At 59.9% G+C, this 16102-nt stretch carries 19 protein-coding genes; 12 read left to right on the top strand and 7 right to left on the bottom strand.

All coding sequences use genetic code 11. The features are described from left to right. Positions 1 to 61 precede the first annotated feature (61 nt). The gene (gene otsB / locus RCCGE510_RS24300) at positions 62 to 841 is read right to left on the bottom strand and encodes a trehalose-phosphatase (protein WP_192815356.1); all 780 of its coding nucleotides are present in this window, start codon (positions 839 to 841) and stop codon (positions 62 to 64) included. Between the two features lie 124 nt (positions 842 to 965). Here otsB and RCCGE510_RS24295 point away from each other — a divergent pair, with 124 nt between their 5' ends. Next, positions 966 to 2051 (top strand): ROK family protein, encoded by a 1086-nt coding sequence (locus tag RCCGE510_RS24295; protein WP_007634316.1) that lies wholly within the window; start codon positions 966 to 968, stop codon positions 2049 to 2051. Positions 2052 to 2223: 172 nt separating this feature from the next. Next, entirely contained in the window at positions 2224 to 2394 is a 171-nt protein-coding gene (locus tag RCCGE510_RS35260) for a hypothetical protein (RefSeq protein WP_007634314.1), read from the top strand. Between the two features lie 244 nt (positions 2395 to 2638). On the opposite strand, the gene RCCGE510_RS24290 is transcribed toward RCCGE510_RS35260, so the two are convergent. After that, positions 2639 to 2839: a hypothetical protein gene (locus tag RCCGE510_RS24290; protein ID WP_157179934.1), complete on the bottom strand. Its 201-nt coding sequence runs from the start codon at positions 2837 to 2839 to the stop codon at positions 2639 to 2641. 209 nt (positions 2840 to 3048) lie between these two features. Here RCCGE510_RS24290 and RCCGE510_RS24285 point away from each other — a divergent pair, with 209 nt between their 5' ends. From RCCGE510_RS24285 to RCCGE510_RS24270, 4 genes are all read left to right on the top strand, one after another. Continuing rightward, the gene (locus RCCGE510_RS24285; RefSeq protein WP_007634312.1) at positions 3049 to 3888 is read left to right on the top strand and encodes a transporter substrate-binding domain-containing protein; all 840 of its coding nucleotides are present in this window, start codon (positions 3049 to 3051) and stop codon (positions 3886 to 3888) included. A gap of 167 nt (positions 3889 to 4055) precedes the next feature. Beyond that, positions 4056 to 4718 carry an amino acid ABC transporter permease gene (locus RCCGE510_RS24280; protein WP_007634310.1) on the top strand — a complete coding sequence of 221 codons (663 nt, stop codon included), beginning with the start codon at positions 4056 to 4058 and terminating at the stop codon, positions 4716 to 4718. A gap of 5 nt (positions 4719 to 4723) precedes the next feature. Continuing rightward, positions 4724 to 5383 carry an amino acid ABC transporter permease gene (locus RCCGE510_RS24275; RefSeq protein WP_007634309.1) on the top strand — a complete coding sequence of 220 codons (660 nt, stop codon included), beginning with the start codon at positions 4724 to 4726 and terminating at the stop codon, positions 5381 to 5383. A 12-nt stretch (positions 5384 to 5395) separates the two neighbouring features. Continuing rightward, positions 5396 to 6166, top strand: coding sequence for an amino acid ABC transporter ATP-binding protein (locus RCCGE510_RS24270; RefSeq protein WP_007634308.1), 771 nt, complete (start codon positions 5396 to 5398; stop codon positions 6164 to 6166). Positions 6167 to 6307: 141 nt separating this feature from the next. On the opposite strand, the gene RCCGE510_RS24265 is transcribed toward RCCGE510_RS24270, so the two are convergent. Together RCCGE510_RS24265 and RCCGE510_RS24260 are read right to left on the bottom strand one after the other, a co-directional pair. Then, positions 6308 to 7042, bottom strand: a complete 735-nt coding sequence (locus RCCGE510_RS24265; protein ID WP_007634307.1) for a PspA/IM30 family protein — start codon at positions 7040 to 7042, stop codon at positions 6308 to 6310. Then, a complete protein-coding gene (locus RCCGE510_RS24260; RefSeq protein ID WP_007634306.1) occupies positions 7039 to 7485 on the bottom strand; it encodes a YjfI family protein in 447 nt (148 codons plus the stop codon). The genes RCCGE510_RS24265 and RCCGE510_RS24260 overlap by 4 nt, the downstream gene beginning before the upstream one ends. Before the next feature lie 105 nt (positions 7486 to 7590). Here RCCGE510_RS24260 and RCCGE510_RS24255 point away from each other — a divergent pair, with 105 nt between their 5' ends. From RCCGE510_RS24255 to RCCGE510_RS24230, 6 genes are read left to right on the top strand one after another with little or no spacing between them, the layout of a single operon-like run. Then, entirely contained in the window at positions 7591 to 8646 is a 1056-nt protein-coding gene (locus RCCGE510_RS24255) for a potassium channel family protein (protein ID WP_007634305.1), read from the top strand. Further along, on the top strand, positions 8643 to 9302 hold the full coding sequence (locus RCCGE510_RS24250) for a YjfK family protein (protein WP_007634304.1): 660 nt from the start codon (positions 8643 to 8645) through the stop codon (positions 9300 to 9302). The genes RCCGE510_RS24255 and RCCGE510_RS24250 overlap by 4 nt, the downstream gene beginning before the upstream one ends. 33 nt (positions 9303 to 9335) lie before the next feature. Further along, positions 9336 to 9737, top strand: coding sequence for a DUF350 domain-containing protein (locus tag RCCGE510_RS24245; protein ID WP_007634303.1), 402 nt, complete (start codon positions 9336 to 9338; stop codon positions 9735 to 9737). A gap of 13 nt (positions 9738 to 9750) precedes the next feature. Then, the gene (locus RCCGE510_RS24240) at positions 9751 to 10353 is read left to right on the top strand and encodes a DUF1190 domain-containing protein (RefSeq protein ID WP_007634302.1); all 603 of its coding nucleotides are present in this window, start codon (positions 9751 to 9753) and stop codon (positions 10351 to 10353) included. A gap of 1 nt (position 10354) precedes the next feature. After that, positions 10355 to 11512 (top strand): glutathionylspermidine synthase family protein, encoded by a 1158-nt coding sequence (locus tag RCCGE510_RS24235; RefSeq protein WP_007634301.1) that lies wholly within the window; start codon positions 10355 to 10357, stop codon positions 11510 to 11512. A 49-nt stretch (positions 11513 to 11561) separates the two neighbouring features. Next, positions 11562 to 12443, top strand: a complete 882-nt coding sequence (locus RCCGE510_RS24230; protein WP_007634300.1) for an alpha/beta hydrolase-fold protein — start codon at positions 11562 to 11564, stop codon at positions 12441 to 12443. An 83-nt stretch (positions 12444 to 12526) separates the two neighbouring features. On the opposite strand, the gene RCCGE510_RS24225 is transcribed toward RCCGE510_RS24230, so the two are convergent. The 3 genes from RCCGE510_RS24225 to RCCGE510_RS24215 all read right to left on the bottom strand — a co-directional run bounded on the left by RCCGE510_RS24225 (position 12527) and on the right by RCCGE510_RS24215 (position 15806). Continuing rightward, a complete protein-coding gene (locus RCCGE510_RS24225) occupies positions 12527 to 14098 on the bottom strand; it encodes a sorbosone dehydrogenase family protein (RefSeq protein WP_007634298.1) in 1572 nt (523 codons plus the stop codon). Beyond that, on the bottom strand, positions 14098 to 14535 hold the full coding sequence (locus RCCGE510_RS24220) for a DUF2231 domain-containing protein (protein WP_007634297.1): 438 nt from the start codon (positions 14533 to 14535) through the stop codon (positions 14098 to 14100). The genes RCCGE510_RS24225 and RCCGE510_RS24220 overlap by 1 nt, the downstream gene beginning before the upstream one ends. 161 nt (positions 14536 to 14696) lie before the next feature. Then, on the bottom strand, positions 14697 to 15806 hold the full coding sequence (locus tag RCCGE510_RS24215) for a substrate-binding domain-containing protein (protein ID WP_007634296.1): 1110 nt from the start codon (positions 15804 to 15806) through the stop codon (positions 14697 to 14699). Between the last annotated feature and the right edge of the window lie 296 nt (positions 15807 to 16102).

The raw sequence follows: 16102 nt of genomic DNA, 5'->3' as shown, positions 1-16102 counted from the left end.
GATGAACGCTCCGCAGCTGGCGGAAAGACGGCAGCGACATGCATACCATCCGAGGATTGTGTCAGGCCGCCAAAGCCGCAATGACGTTTCTGACCAGTGCAGAGGAGGACAGCCGGCTCGTGGCACAGCTCGGGGCGCCGACCGCGCCGACCCGTATGGAAACGCCGCCGCGGGCATTGGCGATCGCAAACATCGACTCGTCGGTCAGATCATCGCCGATGGCAATCGGGCAGCGGTTCCTGAAAGGGTCGGACTGGAAAAACCGTTCCAGCGCATCGCCCTTGCTCGATCGTGCGGGACGCAGCTCGAAGACCATCTTGCCGAGCTGCAACGCCCAGTTCGGCCCGGCCAGTTCCGCATAGTGGTGCATGCGGTCTTCGAGTACCTTTTCATATTCGGGCGCCAGCCGGTAATGGGCGGCAACGGCGGCGCCCTTATCCTCGATCAAGACTCCCGGATAGTGCTCGGCTTCCGCAGTCAGCGCGTGCTTCAGCGCCTGAAACTCAGGTGTCGCCTCGACTGTCTGCATTCCCGCTGCGCTCCTGATTTCCGCGCCATGAAGGCCTGCCGTCGGAAACGCAAACGGTTTGAACAGCGCGTCTGCATAAGCAAGCGACCGTCCGGTGACCAATGCCAAGGCGCCGCTAAGCTTGTTCGACAGGCGGTGAAGTTGCCCGGGAAGCGACTCCGGAACTTCGATCGCGTCCGGCGTGGGCGCAAGATTGAGCAGCGTCCCGTCGATATCGAGAAACATCGCCCAACGATCCGGCTCTTCCAAGACCAGTGAAAGCATTTCCTGGGTGGCGCTATCGTCCTGCACGGGATTCTCCAAACGCTGCAGTCATTGAAGCTAGGTCGCCAACCGACGAGGGCAAGGTGAGCTTTCAGACTCCGGAACATCGAGGGGCTGGTCCGCGTTGTATCTCGCCGCCCGTTCGAGCACTCGCGCCGTAGAAGGTATTTTGATGGCCAAAAGCAGTTCCGACCCCCGTGACGAGGTCAATGCCCCGCTAGCACATGGCGCGTTAAACCTGCCATCGGTGACGATCGACGACTACAATAACGAGCTGCGGGACAAGAACGGTTTCGTTGGCGACAACGCCAACAAGAAGACTTTTCAAATGAAGCTCGACGATTGGAGAAAACGCATCCGCAAGGTTGGAGACGACCCGATCGGCAAGACCGCGACGGCGAAGCTTTCCAAGAAAAAGATCGATGCCTTCCTCAAGGGCGACGATATGGAGGCAGCGGCATTGGTCATGGGAGCGGTGGAAGACTTCGCTCAGGACTTCGCCGACGTGATTGGAAAATTCCTGAAGGACAAGCGCTGGGTCAAGACGGAACGTATCGTCGTCGGCGGCGGCTTCCGGCAGAGCCGGTTCGGCGAGCTGACCATCGCCAGGACCATGGTTATCCTCAAGGCCGCCGGCATAGACGTTGAGGTAGTGCCGATCGTTCACCATCCTGATGAGGCTGGACTGATCGGCTCGGTGCATCTGATGCCGCGCTGGATGTTCAAAGGCCACGAGGCGATCCTGGCCGTTGATATCGGCGGCACGAACGTACGCGCCGGCGTCGTTAAATTCGGAAAGGACGACGCGCCGAACTTCGCGGATGCGAGCGTATGGGAGTCGGCCATCTGGCGTCATGCCGATGATGAGCCAAGTCGCACCGCAACCATCGAGAAGTTGGCTGCGATGCTGCACGAACTGATCGGCAAGGCGGAGAAGGCCAATCTCAAACCTGCGCCCATCATCGGGATCGCCTGCCCCGGGATTATTAAAGCCGATGGCTCCATCGAACGCGGCGGGCAGAATCTGCCGGGCGGAAACTGGGAGAGCGACAGCTTCAACCTTCCCGCCGCGCTGATGAAAGCCATACCTGAGATCGGCGACGACAGCACATTCGTGATGATGCACAACGACGCCGTCGTGCAGGGATTATCGCAGATTCCTTTCATGAACGACGTGTCGAGGTGGGCGGTACTGACGATCGGTACCGGTCTGGGCAACGCGCATTTCACCAATCGAGAGGCAACAAAGGCGCGATAGGTCAATTCCACCCGGGGGGAGAGCCAATCAGGTTGGCGGCAGCTCCAGAGGCTTCTCCCCTTTTTCGCTTGGGAAAAGATGGTGATAACTGCCGCGGGTTGTTCTCGGCGGGTTCGAATTGCGCTTAATTTCTCTGGCATCACACAAGCCATGCGCAGACGAAAGATGGATCATGAACTTCAAGGGAATAAGCGCTCCGCTCAATGCTGTCCGTCTCGAACAAATGCTCGGGCTTGTCCCGTCACGCCGCGATCCTGAAACCCGTGATGCAAACGACAAATCCTCCGGCAATGAACCCGTCCGCGGGCTGGAGGCCGAAAACCAGTACCGTTCGCCTGCCTAAATGACAAACGATCTTCCGTGGACGATCTGTGCAGGGTGGCGGAACCTTCACGGCGATTGCTGAGAAGCCAAGATCGCCAGTCAGGCGCACGAAATCAATGCCGACGTCACGGCGATCATAGCGACGGCGCATTCGAACACGATGACTTTAGGCCCGGTAGGCCTAAAATCTAAATCCTGTTCTAAATTAAACAGTTAGAGCATGATGTCGTGAGAAAACCGCTCACACTTTTCGGCATCATGCTCTAGAAATCGACTGCGCTCGGCGGCATCAGCAGGCTATCAATATCGTCGATCCGGGAACGCAGACCGCCGCGCGCCAGGGCCTCGTCAACGCAGGCGGGGGCATCCTCGATGCCGACGGCTTCAAAGTCTGCCTCGCTTCCGACAACGAAGACATCGCCGACCGCTGAGACGCGGTATTGTTCGATTCGATATCCATTCAATGAAACGGCCACAAAGCCCCAGGCGATCAGCCTCGGTGGCAACTGGAAAATGCTGCACTGCCAATAAAATCGCCATGCATTCCACTGCGCGTTTTTTCGGCAGCACCCATTGACAATTCACTCTTCATGGCACTTGATAGGCTATTCCAGTAAAGCAGACAGACGTCCATTATACTGGAACAATGGGAACCATCCATAAGGGGAACGCCATGACCATTTCCTTTCGCACCGGCGTGATGTCGCTGGTCGCCGCTGCCATGTTGTCCACGCCTGTGCTGGCCGACGGCAGCAAGCTCGATGAAGTGCTGGCCCGCGGCCACCTCGTCCTCGGCACGGGCAGCACCAACGCGCCCTGGCACTTCAAAAGTGCGGACGACAAGCTTCAGGGCTTCGACGTCGACATGGGCCATATCATCGCCAAGGCTCTCTTCGGCGATCCTGAGAAGATCGAATATGTGAACCAGTCGTCCGACGCCCGCATCCCGAACATTACCACGGACAAGGTCGACATCACCTGCCAATTCATGACCGTTACCGGCGAACGCGCCCAACAGGTTGCCTTCACCATTCCCTATTATCGCGAGGGTGTGGGCCTGATGCTCAAGGCGGACGCCAAATATGCCGACTACGCCGCCCTCAAGGCGGCCGGTTCTTCGGTCACCATCTCGGTTCTGCAGAACGTTTATGCCGAGACAATGGTGCATGCGGCATTGCCGGAGGCGACCGTCGATCAGTATGATTCCGTCGACCTGATCTATCAGGCCCTGGAGTCGGGACGGGCCGATGCCGTCGCCACGGACCAGTCGTCGCTCGCCTGGTACATGACCCAAAATCCGGGCCGCTATAAGGACGCCGGTTACGGCTGGAACCCGCAGACCTATGCCTGCGCCGTCAAGCGCGGCGACCAGGACTGGCTGAACTTCGTCAACACCGCCCTGCACGAAGCCATGACCGGCGTTGAGTTCGACTTCTACGCCAAGTCCTTCAATACCTGGTTCGGCAAGGATCTGACGCCACCGCAGATCGGCTTTCCTGTAGAATTCAAGTAACGGCTAGGCGGAGCGGGGCTGGTCTCCCGCTCCGCTGCGCGGGATGAGTTCAGGCCGGGTCGGGTCGGCCTGAAATCTGAATCCTGTTGTCAGTTAATGAGTGAGAGCATGTCTAGAAAACCGCTCACATTTTTCGGCTTCATGTTCAGTCTGAAAGGGCGGCCCGTATGGGTTACACGTTGAATTTCGGCGCCGTCTGGCGCAATTTCGATTTTCTTTTGAGCGGGCTCGCGCTCAGCCTCGGCCTTGCGGTGATCTCGATCCTGATCGGGGCTGCGATCGGCCTTGCCGTGGCATTCGCGCTGACGTCCAAAAGCCGCTTCGCGGTCGTGCCTGCACGGGTCTATGTCACGGTAATCCGCAACCTGCCGATTCTCGTGCTGGTGCTTTTCGTCTTCTTCGCGCTGCCGCAGATGGGCTTGCGCCTCGACAAGATAAAAAGCTTCGTCCTGGTCCTATCCCTCTATTCCGGCGCCTATCTGGCCGAGGTGTTCCGCGCCGGGCTGTTGTCGATCCCGGGAGGATTGACGGAAGCCGGCCTCGCCATCGGCCTGACAGGAATGCAGATCCGCAGCTCGATCATCGCGCCGCTGATGCTGCGCAACGTGCTGCCATCGCTGTCCTCGACGATCATCTCGCTGTTCAAGGACACCTCGCTCGCCGCCGCCATCGCGGTGCCGGAGCTGACCTTTGCTGCCCGCAAGATCAATGTCGAGAGCTTTCGCGTCATCGAAACCTGGATGGTCACATCGGCGCTCTACGTCGTGACCTGTTTCCTCATCGCCGCCGTGATGCGCTTCGTCGAGCGCCGCCTGGCCCTGCCGAGATAGACCTGATGTCCCACACCTTTCTCGAACAACTCTGGATCGCTCGATACGTCATCATCAACGGCGTCGGTGTGACCGTATCGATCTCCCTGCTGGCCATCCTCGCGGGTTCCATACTCGGCGTTTTCGTCGGTTTGGCGCTCGTCTATGGCGGAATTGTTTTGCGTCTGGCCGTGCGCGCCTATACCGATATCATCCGTGGCACGCCGGTGCTGGTGCTGGTGCTGGCGAGCTATTATGTCTCCGCCGCCGTCGGCCTCGATCTCGGGCCGTTTTCAGCCGGCGTGCTCGCCCTTGCTGTTTTCTGCTCCTCGCATGTCGGCGAAATCGTCCGCGGTGCGCTTCAGGCGATCCCGAAGGGGCAGACTGAAGCCGCCAAGGCGATCGGCCTGACCTTTACCCAGACCTTCACCTCGGTGCTGTGGCCGCAGGCCATGCGCCAGTGCCTGCCGGCCTGGGTGAATACGGCGGCCGAGATGGTGAAGGCTTCGACGCTGCTCTCGGTCATCGGCGTCGCCGAGCTTCTCCTGCGCACGCAGGAGATCATCTCCCGCAATTTCATGAGCCTCCAGTTCTATTTCCTGGCTGGTGGTCTCTACTTCATCATCAACTACGGCATCGAGCACTTCGGCAAATATGTCGAGCGCAAGACCGCTCTGCCGTCCTGAGGAGACTTCCCGATGGCCAATACCATTCTCGACATCAAGGGTCTGCGCAAGACTTACGGCATCCACGAAGTTCTCAAAGGCGTCGATTGCGCCGTAGAGGAAGGCGAGGTCATTTCCATCATCGGCTCGTCCGGCTCGGGAAAGACCACCTTGCTGCGCTGCGTCAACATGCTGGAAGAATTCCAGGGCGGCACGATCAGCCTCGATGGCCAGGAGATCGGCTACCGCGCCGAAGGCGCGACGCGGCGCCGCAAGAGCGAGAAGGAAATTGCCCGCCAGCGCGCGCTGACCGGCATGGCTTTTCAACAGTTCAATCTCTTCCCGCATATGAGTGCGGCTGAAAACGTCATGCTCGGCCTCGTCAAGGTGAAGAAAATGACGAAACCGGAGGCCCGCGCCATTGCGGAAAAATGGCTCGATCGGGTCGGCCTCGCCGCGCGCACCAACCACTATCCCGGACAGCTTTCCGGCGGCCAGCAGCAGCGCGTCGCGATCGCCCGCGCCATCGCCATGTCGCCGAGGCTGATGCTGTTCGACGAGGTGACCTCGGCACTCGACCCGGAGTTGGTGGGCGAAGTGCTGCAGGTCATCAAAGGGCTTGCCTCCGACGGCATGACCATGCTGCTCGTCACCCATGAGATGCGCTTCGCCTACGAGGTTTCATCGCGCGTCATCTTCATGAACCAGGGCGTTATCTGCGAGGAGGGAGATCCGAAGGAAATGTTCGTGCGGCCGAAGACCGAACGGCTCGCAGAATTCCTCAAAACCTCGAGCTTCAATTGATGCACGTCGCCCGGAAGTAAAGAGGCCCCGTACTGATCGGCCCCGCGGATCGGACTGATGCTCGATCTGAGGCGAGTTTCCACGCGCGGTCGCTTCATCTTCAAGAAAAGATCTGCTGACGGGCAGCCGCGCGCGAAAACGTCAGTCTTTGTTGCCGGCAGGTGCGGGCAGCAAGACGGGTTCGGCCGAATGTCTCGGCAGCATCAGTTGTGCCAGAATATCGTCGGCCGAATGGCTGGAACCGCCAATGCCGGCTTCGCGCAGCTGACGATCGAGATCGCCGCCGTTTTCCAGTGCGGCGAGCTCAGCACCGGCTTCGATGCGGCCGGCCGTGACTTCCTGGCGTTTCTTGATGCGTTCGAGACTTTCGACGGCGCTGCCGAGACGGGTATTGATGCCCGACTGGTTATGGGCGATCGCCGACTGAGCGCGCAATAGCGACTCGTTGGCTTTGACGTTTTCCACCTCGCGCTTCATCTGAGCAATGCGCGCTTCGGTGTCCTGGATAGTCCGCAGCATTTGCTGCTGGCGGGGCAGCAGCCGATCGAGCTCTTCCTGGTCGCGCTGCACTTCGGCACGGCTTGTGGCAATGCGCTGCGCCAGACCCTGGGCGAGATCCGTGCGGCCGGCCGAGATCGCCGAGCGAGCGCTGTCGGTATCCTTGCTCTCCTTTGCGCGGTTTTCGTCCAGTCGGCGCATAACGCTCTTGTTGGACGCCATGATACCGGCCAGATCGGAGCGCGCCCGGCGCAGCGACTGTTCGGCGTCGCGGATTTCCTGGTCGAGAATGCGCATCGACTGGTTGTCGGCTGCGGCTTCCGCTGCCTCGTTAAGGCCGCCGCGAATGGCGGTGAAAATCTTTCCCCAGGTGCTCACGCTGCAATCTCCCCGCTTTTCCATTCTTCGATCATGTGTGCGGCGTCGACGGCATTGGCCGCCAGAATTGCGACCTCTTCGACCACCGTGTCGGCCGACGAGTGCGCCGACAGCGAACCGAACAATTCATACCATTCCTCACCATCGATCGTGGTGATGCCGAAGCTTGAGAGCGGCACGAACTTATGCGTCTTGAGCACCATGCGTTCAAAGGCTTCGCGCTTGGGCACATCCTTGCACGGCAACAGAACGGCGCTGACAAGGATATCGCGCTCCCCGCTCACCGCGACGAAGACGTCGAGATCGCCTTTTTCCTTGAGAGTCACGCATATGACGTCGCCCTGTTCGGGTACGGCGACATCCACATCGCCGAGTGCCTCCGGGTCGGCGGCGAACAGGCGCGTTAAAGTGGTGAGGTTCCAGGTCTCCAAAAAATCCTCCATCGGTTAGAATTTCGAAAAATATCTGGGTATTCGATATGCCACTTAAAGGGGTGGCGCGCTAAATAAATTTCGCTAGGCTGCGCATCCGGAACGGGGGCGAATCGCGTGCCATTTATCGCTTCATTGATGCGGCGTGTATATCTCTCGCTCAGCGAATTGGCTTGGTCCGCCCTTTTTATTCTTCTCGTGATCCATCTGGCCGCCTCCTATCTGCTCTTTGTGCTGGCCGGCGAAGGTGATCTCGTCGGCAATCCGATTGATTTTCTATATTATTATATGGTGACAGCAACGACTGTCGGCTATGGAGATCTGTCTCCAAAATCGGGATTTGGCCGGATCATTGCCGTCCTGTTCGTTCTTCCCGGCGGCATTGCCATCTTCACCGCTGTTCTTGGCAAATTGTTGACAACGATCGGCACGATCTGGAGGAACCGTATGCGTGGATTGGGTGACTATAGCGAACGCACCGGCCATATCATCGTCTTGGGCTGGCAGGATGGGCAGACACACCAGACCCTGCGGCTGCTACATGCTGAACGGCAGGCCAACGAACCGATGAGCGTTCTGGTTGCCAAGGACCTGGCGGAAAATCCCGCCAGCGATTTCGCCGACTATATCAGGACCGAACGGCTCGCCGATGCCGACGCTCTGGCCCGCGCCGGAGTGGCGCAGGCCCGGGCAATCATCGCGCGCGGAGCAAATGACGACGAGACGCTGGCCGCCGTGCTAGTTGCCGAAGACCATGCGCCCAATGCCCATATTGTCGCCTATTTCGCCGACGATCGCACGGCACAGATGGTCAAACAACTCCGGCCGCGCGTCGAGGCGGTGGGCTCGCTCGCCGAGGAGTTGCTGTCGCGTGCAGCCCGCGATCCGGGCTCTTCGGAGATCACCGCACGGCTGCTGTCGGCCGCTTCCAACGATACGGCCTTTTCCCTGCCGGTTCCGCCTTTGCAAAAGCCGCTGCTCTATGGCGACGTGTTTTTAAGCCTCAAGCGTCAGCATAACGTGACGCTGGTGGGCTTGCTGAGCCAGGGCATAACCGACCTCAATTGCCGGGACGAGGTGCTGATGCGGGGCGGCGAGACCCTTTACTACATCAGCGGAATGCGGCTAGATCCCGCTGCCATCGCTTGGGCTCGAATGGGAGAGGTATCATGATCGGCTGGTTCGGCAGAGACAAGAACGAAAAGCCCTTGCCCAAGGAACTTGGCCCCTTGAGCGCCGCCATCGGCGGGGCGCTGGAGATCGATTTCCTCTCGCTGGAGGCCGAGGCTTTGGAGAGCGAGCCGGCCATGCCGCTGCCACGCAGCGGCCCCTTCATCATTGCCGGCTACGGCGAGATTTCGCTCGATGCCGCGACGGTTCTGTCGCGCTACTACGATGAGGATCACCGGATGATCCAGGTGATGTCGGCGTCGGGCCAGCCGGGCGATGCCGTCGACGACATCAGCTTTTATCAGTCTTGGGACAGCGTCGTGCCTGCCGGGCAGAGCGAATGGAACCGCTGGACCGGGCCGGGCGGCCTGATCGGCCTGCCATCCTACGATGCCGACGGTATCCTCTACAGCCGCTTCTGGGGTGAAGGCCCGGAGCGCGCCCAACTGGTGGAGTTTGTCGAAAAGGTCGACGATGGTGAAGCGCAGCGCTCCATTCACCAGACCTGCATGCTGTACTATCGCCCGCTTGGCTCGACGCGCGAAATGCTTCTGATCAATGTCGAGCGCGACCTCGACCTCGGACAGAGCCAGGCGGGAAGTTCGGTGGAATTTCTGATCGGTTACGGACTTGCTCCCGCCGATGTCCGCCGCGTCTGACACCCTATCGATTTTTGACGGAGGAGTTTTTCAATGCTCGATTATGTGGCGGGTCTGCCTGCCTTCCTTGGTTATTTTGCCGTCGGTCTTGGCGCCTACGCTGTTTTCGCGGTGATCTACACATTCCTGACGCCGCAAAAGGAAGTCCAGCTCATTCGTGCCGGCAATCTCGCCGCCGTCACGGCATTCCTGGGCGCGCTTGTCGGATTCAGCCTGCCACTGGCTTCGGCCGCCGCCAATTCGGTCAGCATCATCGACTACATGATATGGGCGGCGATCGGCATTCTGGCGCAGATCCTTGCGTTCTACATTGCCAATTTCACCATGCCGGACCTGCATGAGAAAATCACTGCCGACAATATCGCCGCGGGCATATGGGGCGGCGGCATCGCACTGGTTGTCGGTATTCTCAACGCCGCCTGCATGACCTATTGAGGGGAGGAGAACGATGCGCAGACGTAAGAGCGGGCACAAACGACCTTTCCTCGCCCTTGGCACGATCGCCGCCTCGACCCTGGCGCTATCCGGTTGCGGCGACCAGACGCCTTCGGAGGTCATGTTCACCTCCGTCGACCAATGCGTGACATCCGGCATGGATCGACAGGTCTGCCAGGCCGGTTATCAGGATGCCATGCGGGCTCATCTCGCCGCCGCGCCGCGTTTCAACGGCATGGCCGCCTGCGAGGCAGAATACGGCGCGGGCCAATGCAGTGAACAGCAGGCGAATTCAGTCTCCAACAATAGCGGCGGTAGCGGCAGCGTCTTCATGCCGTTTCTGGCAGGCTACATGCTGTCTTCGGCGCTGAACAACATCAGCGACTATTCCGATTATCGCCGGCGCCAGGAGGCGAATGGCTACTACTACGGTTCGACGCCGATTTATCGCAATCGCGCGGGGCAGACGTTGACAACGACGGTTCGCTCAGGCGGTGCGGGCGGAGACAGTGTGACTGCGCCCTCGCGCCAGAGCGTCAAACCGGTCAACGTCAACACCCGCACCGTCGCCCGTCAGGGCTTCGGCGGCCGTTCGTCATTCAGTTTCGGCGGCTGACATGAAGCGTATCACCCTTCCGGCCCGTCCTGACTGGCGTGACAAGGCGCGGGCCGTCGGCTTCGGGTTTCACGTGATGTATGGCGAGCCCTACTGGCTCGACGATGCCGCCTATAGCTTCACGCTCGATGAGATCGAGACGCAGATCGAAGCGCCGAGCCAGGAATTGCACGACATGTGCATGGATATGGTCGGTGATATTGTCAACAGCGAAGAGGCGCTCGACAGGCTGGCCATTCCGGAGGATCTGCGCGATGTGGTGCAGCGCTCCTGGCAGCGCGGCGACCGGCATCTCTATGGCCGGTTCGATCTTGCCTATGACGGCGCCGGCCCCGCCAAATTGCTCGAATACAATGCCGATACCCCGACTTCGGTGTTCGAGACAGCCTATTTCCAGTACAACTGGCTGACCGACCAGATGGCTTTGGGCGTCCTGCCCAAGGATGCCGATCAGTATAATTCCTTGCAGGAAAGCCTGGTCGAGGCGTTCGAGCAATTTACCAAAGGGCCGATCTTCCATTTCGCTGTGATGACCGACAATGAGGAGGATCGGGGCACGACGGTCTATCTGATGGACTGCGCAGTCCAGGCCGGCCATCGCGTCGAGCTTCTGGACATCCGCGAGATCGGCATCGATGCCGAGGGCCGCTATACCGACCTGCAGGATCGGGTGATCGACCGCTGCTTCAAGCTATACCCATGGGAATTCATGCTGCGCGAGCCGTTCGCCCGCGAACTCGCGCGCTCCGGCGATGTTTTCATCGAGCCCGCCTGGAAGGCCGTGCTTTCCAACAAGGGGCTTCTGCCTCTGCTCTGGCAGCGTCACCCCAATCACCCCAACCTGCTGCCCAGCTATTTCGCCGACGACCCGGCGGCCGCGACCTTGACCGACTATGTGCGCAAACCGCTGCTGTCGCGAGAGGGCGAGAACGTCACCATATTCCGGGATGGCCGGGAATCGATGTCCGCCCCCGGCGATTACGGCGACGAAGGCTTCGTCATCCAGGCCTACGCCCCGCTTTTCGAAAGCGATGGCGGCTTCGCCGTGCTCGGCAGCTGGGTTGTCGGTGATCGCGCCTGCGGTCTTGCCGTTCGCGAAGACCGCTCGCGCATAACCGCCAATCTATCGCGTTTCGTGCCGCACGTCATCGTCGATTAAGAGGTATTCCTTCTCCTATCCTCTTGTGCAAACAGCAGAAAACATTCTCATGACTGATCCTGTCACCGTCTATTCATTGCCCGGAACCTGCTTTTTTGACTTGGCTCCGGCTGCAGGCGGCGAGCCTTATCGCATATTCCTGTCCATTCCGGCGGAAAGACCGCCGGTGACAGGATGGCCGCTCCTCGTGATGACCGACGGCAACGCCACTTTTCCCTTCGCAGTGGCCAGCCTGGTCACGCAGGCACCCTATCCCACGGGTACGAATCTCGGTTGGGGGGTGATCGCGGCGATCGGCTACCCCACTGACGAGCCCTATGATGCGCTCCGCCGGTCCTGGGACCTCGGGCCTCCGCCGGTCAAATCCTATCCGCCCTTCGTGGAGGGCGGTCCTCCTGTTGTCATCGGAGGGACCGGTAAACTGCTGGATTTCATCGAGAACGAGTTGATACCGCGGATTGCGGAGATGGTGACGCTGGATCCACTGCGCCGATCGCTTTTCGGGCATTCCTTCGGCGGCCTCTTTACCCTCTATGCCCTGTTCGAGCGTCCGGGTCTGTTTGCCAATTGGATTGCGGCCAGCCCAACCATCTATTGGGAGAACAATGAAATCCTCAACAATGAGGCGCGGCGTCCAGACGCACCGGGTAATGCACCCTTCCTGCATCTGTCGGCCGGAGAATATGAAGGCGACGAGTTGGCGCCCTTTCAGTACCGGAACGAGGATGCCGCCGTTCGTCTGGAGAAGAGGAAGGCGGAGCGGACTGTCCTCCTGGCGCGGGAGATGGCGGAGCGATTAAGAAGCACTGCCGACGGATTGCATGCCGAATTCGAGCTTTATGCCGGCGAGACCCACATGTCCGTCCTTGCGGCGGCGGTGAATCGTGCGGTTGGTATTGCGTTTACAGTCAAGGGCTCGACCGGCAGGTGACGCGCTCTGCAACCCATCAACGGTGAATACGATCATACTCTGAGCCGAACGTCCCCGCCGATGCGAGCCAGGCGCAGGTTGGTCTAGGGGCCGGCGGCAGGGGCGATCTGCATTTGCGCGGGCTGGACTGTATCCGGTTTTCCGGCAAGCGGGCCTTGGTCGGTCAGGCTTTCGTCTGCCGAGGCCGGCGGCGCCGGCGATTGCGCAGTCGAACCCGTCCGTTCCATTCCTATGGCGGGATTGGAGAGCTGACCCGTTTTCGCATCAGTCGAGGCTTGCGAGTTTACCGAGACCTGGTCGGTGCCGATTGGCTGCGGCGAGATCTTGCCGTCGGACGAAGCAACGCGCCAGACGGTATTGCCGGCGTCATCGGCAACGAGGAGGGCTCCCGTGCCATCGATCCCGACGCCGACCGGCCGTCCTTTGGCGAGGTCGCCTTGGATAAAGCCCGTGACCACATCCTGCGCCTTGCCGGATGGCTTGCCGTTTTCGAATGGCACGTACACCACCTTGTAGCCGTTGAAGCTGTCCCTGTTCCAACTGCCGTGCTCGCCGATGAAGGCGCCGTTGGCGTAGGCGGTTGGAAGCGCCGAATTCATCGAGAAGGTCAGTCCGAGTGCTGCGACATGGCTCGACAGGGCGTAATCCGGTGGGATCGCCCTTTCGACCATGTCAGGACGGGACGGATGCACGCGCTGATCGACATGTTTGCCATAATAACTCCAGGGCCAGCCGTAGAAACCGTCTTGCTTGACCGAGGTCATGTAGTCGGGAACGAGGTTCGGACCAAGTTCGTCGCGCTCGTTGACGACGGTCCAGAGAGCGCCCGTCTCCGGATTGAAGGTCAGGCCGTTCGGATTGCGCAAACCGGAGGCGAAGACACGCGCGGCACCGCTCTGCCGATCGACCTGCCAGATCGCCGCGCGACCCTTTTCGGCTTCGAGGCCATTCTCGACGATGTTGGAGTTAGAGCCGATCGAGACATAGAGCATTTGTCCATCCGGGCTGAGCGCCAGATCCTTTGTCCAATGGTGATCGATCGGACCACCTGGAAGCGGGGTCAGGACCTTCGGTTGGGCGGTGATTTCATTCTGCCCAAGTTCATAGGGGTAGGCGAGGATAGCGGCCGTCGAGGCGACATAGAGGGTATTGTCGATCCATGCCACGCCAAACGGTGAATCCAGCTTCTTCAGGAGATCATGCTTCTCATCCACCGTGCCGTCGCGGTTCGTGTCGCGCAGCAGTGTGACAATGTTGCTCTCTTTCTTCTCACCAACATCGCCATGGGCGATCGACATGATCCAGCCCCGGATGAAATCCTTCGGCCGTGAGGTCGGTTCGCCAGACGGTCCGCGGGACTGGATCACCAGCACATCGCCATTCGGCAAAGTGTGGACTGTCCGGGGATTGGCGAGGTCCTGGGCATAGGCCGTGACCGTCAAGCCATCCGGCGCGGTCGGTGTCTCGCCATCCTTCCAGCCGACGACCTTCGCCACTTTCAGGTCCGGGAGCAGCGAGAAGGCCGGATCCGGGAGGACCGGGTTCGGTCCGATCTGTTGAGACATGTCAAAATTTCCGCTCTGCGCGTAAGCGGCGAGGCCGCCGGCGATAGATAGCGACAAAGCCGAAGCACCGAGGATCTGGGACTTCATCATCATATCCTCCAGGCCAGTCTGGCATACCTGCGGGCCGAAACGGTTGCCGCCATGAGGCACAACAGAAAGGTGGCAGCCGAGAGGGCCAGTCCAAAGGGAACCACAGCGGTCCAGCCATCGCCGGCGTGGACAAGGCTGTTGGCAAAGGCGAGTGCCAGTATGATCAGGTAGAGGAGGAACGACAGGACGGGAGGCCGTAGCGGACGGGTGCGGGGACGCATGAGATCCATCAATCCGGCCAGGATCGCGAGCGCGCCGAATACCAGTCCGGCAAACAGCAGCCATGCGGAGAAGTTCTGCCACATCAAATTGCCGCTCTGCCAAAAGGCGATATCGGTTGCGAATGCGAGCGTGAAGCAGACGAAGGGAAACGGGACAAAGAGCGACTGTATCGGGTAGGCGGCCGCGTCTCGGTCACTGGAGGAAAGTATAGCCATGGCCCGCTCCGTGGGACAGAGTGCTTGGAGATGCTTACCAAACAGCGGCGGCAGGAGATGGTTCCGTGTTCATGGGACGGCTGCGGCATTGCCCAGGCGAAGCGTGATCGGCTGCACAGTGCCGCGCGCGGCCGGTCTTCGACCGCGTCGCCCAACGAATTCTATGGCGAGGTATGTACGCCATCGAGCATCTGCCGCGCCTCAGTCCGCGGCGCGGCGACGGAATGACGCTTGACGAGCGAGCATTCGAGCTTGGCAATTGGATAGCGTTTGCCCGGCATGGTTTCCGGGTTAAGATGTTCGATCGCCCATTGCCCCATGGCAAGATGTGGAAGGACCGAAGTCGTCAGCGGGGGGACGAGATGTCGTGAAATTTCTTCGTCGTCATAACCCACCACCGACATGTCCTGGGGAATGCGAAGCCCTGCATCCTTGAGCGCTTCATAACACCCGATGGCCGTGCGGTCGTTCTGGCAGAAGATCGCGGTCGGCGGCTCTTGAAGCGCCAGCAGTTTCATCGTGGCGGCATAGCCGGCACTGGCCGACCAGTCGCCTTCAATGACCAATTCCGGATCGAAGGGGATATCGGCGGTCGCCAGCGCGCGCCGATATCCGGTCAGCCGGTCTTGCGCGGCCTGCATCCAGATTTCACCGGTGATCGTCGCGATGCGATGGTGCCCGTGCATGATCAGATGCCGGGTAGAGCTCTGCCCTCCGGCGATCTCGCTCGGCACGACGGCCGGAAAAGCATGGTCCGCCGTATAACAATTCAAGAGGACCGTCGGGATGTTGAGCTTGCTGACATAGGGAGGAAGCTCAACCTGGCGGGTATAGATCGTCATATAGATGAGCGCCGATATGCCGCCGCTCGTCAACGCCTTGATGGCTTTCGGCTCCATGATGGGATCACTGAGCGTCTGGGCTACCAACAGGACATTGCCGGCGTTCCAGGAGGCTTGCCGCGCGCCTTCAATCGCAACGATCGCTTCCGGGCTGGTGGCGAGTTGATCCACGGCGAAACCGATCACGTTGTCCAGTCCCGAATAAGAGGTCTTCGTCGTGTAAGTCGTCCCTGTGTAGCCGAGCGCGCGCGCCGCCTCCCATACGCGGTCGCGGGTCTGCTGTGAGATACGGGTGCCGGGCGTGTCGTTGAGAACGAAGGAGACGGCCGCCTGTGAACAGCCAGCCGCCGCGGCGATGTCCATCATCGTCACGCGTGCGGACTTGTCCACGGCAGGCTTGTTGCTCTTTTGGGTTTTAGGTTGTCGCATTCGTGGAAATCGTCTCTGCTTGAGATGATGGTCAGGGCGACCGTTTGTCGTTCTGGCTAATTAATATTAGCATCTATCTGAAAGCGCTGGCAATTGCATCAATTGCTGCAACGCCAGCGGTTATTGCCAGTTGCCAGTACAAAATTGCATCATACTCCGTACGCAATGAAATGTTTTGATCTGGATTGATAATACTATTTACTAATTAAAATTCTTCTATACCGTCGCAGGGCGATCGGAAACAATGCCACTCGTCGCTTTGCGACGGCCCTGGGAGGGGGCGCATTTAGCCGACC

The sequence above is a fragment of the Rhizobium sp. CCGE 510 genome, from assembly GCF_000292525.1.
Classification (GTDB): domain Bacteria; phylum Pseudomonadota; class Alphaproteobacteria; order Rhizobiales; family Rhizobiaceae; genus Rhizobium.
This window is presented reverse-complemented; position numbering and strand designations above follow the sequence as displayed.

Coding starts and splice junctions, on each gene's coding strand:
- RCCGE510_RS24295 (WP_007634316.1), top strand. CDS start 966: ATGGCCAAAAGCAGTTCCGACCCCCGTGACGAGGTCAATGCCCCGCTA.
- RCCGE510_RS35260 (WP_007634314.1), top strand. CDS start 2,224: ATGAACTTCAAGGGAATAAGCGCTCCGCTCAATGCTGTCCGTCTCGAA.
- RCCGE510_RS24285 (WP_007634312.1), top strand. CDS start 3,049: ATGACCATTTCCTTTCGCACCGGCGTGATGTCGCTGGTCGCCGCTGCC.
- RCCGE510_RS24280 (WP_007634310.1), top strand. CDS start 4,056: ATGGGTTACACGTTGAATTTCGGCGCCGTCTGGCGCAATTTCGATTTT.
- RCCGE510_RS24275 (WP_007634309.1), top strand. CDS start 4,724: ATGTCCCACACCTTTCTCGAACAACTCTGGATCGCTCGATACGTCATC.
- RCCGE510_RS24270 (WP_007634308.1), top strand. CDS start 5,396: ATGGCCAATACCATTCTCGACATCAAGGGTCTGCGCAAGACTTACGGC.
- RCCGE510_RS24260 (WP_007634306.1), bottom strand. CDS start 7,485: ATGGAGGATTTTTTGGAGACCTGGAACCTCACCACTTTAACGCGCCTG.
- RCCGE510_RS24250 (WP_007634304.1), top strand. CDS start 8,643: ATGATCGGCTGGTTCGGCAGAGACAAGAACGAAAAGCCCTTGCCCAAG.
- RCCGE510_RS24245 (WP_007634303.1), top strand. CDS start 9,336: ATGCTCGATTATGTGGCGGGTCTGCCTGCCTTCCTTGGTTATTTTGCC.
- RCCGE510_RS24240 (WP_007634302.1), top strand. CDS start 9,751: ATGCGCAGACGTAAGAGCGGGCACAAACGACCTTTCCTCGCCCTTGGC.
- RCCGE510_RS24235 (WP_007634301.1), top strand. CDS start 10,355: ATGAAGCGTATCACCCTTCCGGCCCGTCCTGACTGGCGTGACAAGGCG.
- RCCGE510_RS24230 (WP_007634300.1), top strand. CDS start 11,562: ATGACTGATCCTGTCACCGTCTATTCATTGCCCGGAACCTGCTTTTTT.
- RCCGE510_RS24225 (WP_007634298.1), bottom strand. CDS start 14,098: ATGATGAAGTCCCAGATCCTCGGTGCTTCGGCTTTGTCGCTATCTATC.
- RCCGE510_RS24220 (WP_007634297.1), bottom strand. CDS start 14,535: ATGGCTATACTTTCCTCCAGTGACCGAGACGCGGCCGCCTACCCGATA.
- RCCGE510_RS24215 (WP_007634296.1), bottom strand. CDS start 15,806: ATGCGACAACCTAAAACCCAAAAGAGCAACAAGCCTGCCGTGGACAAG.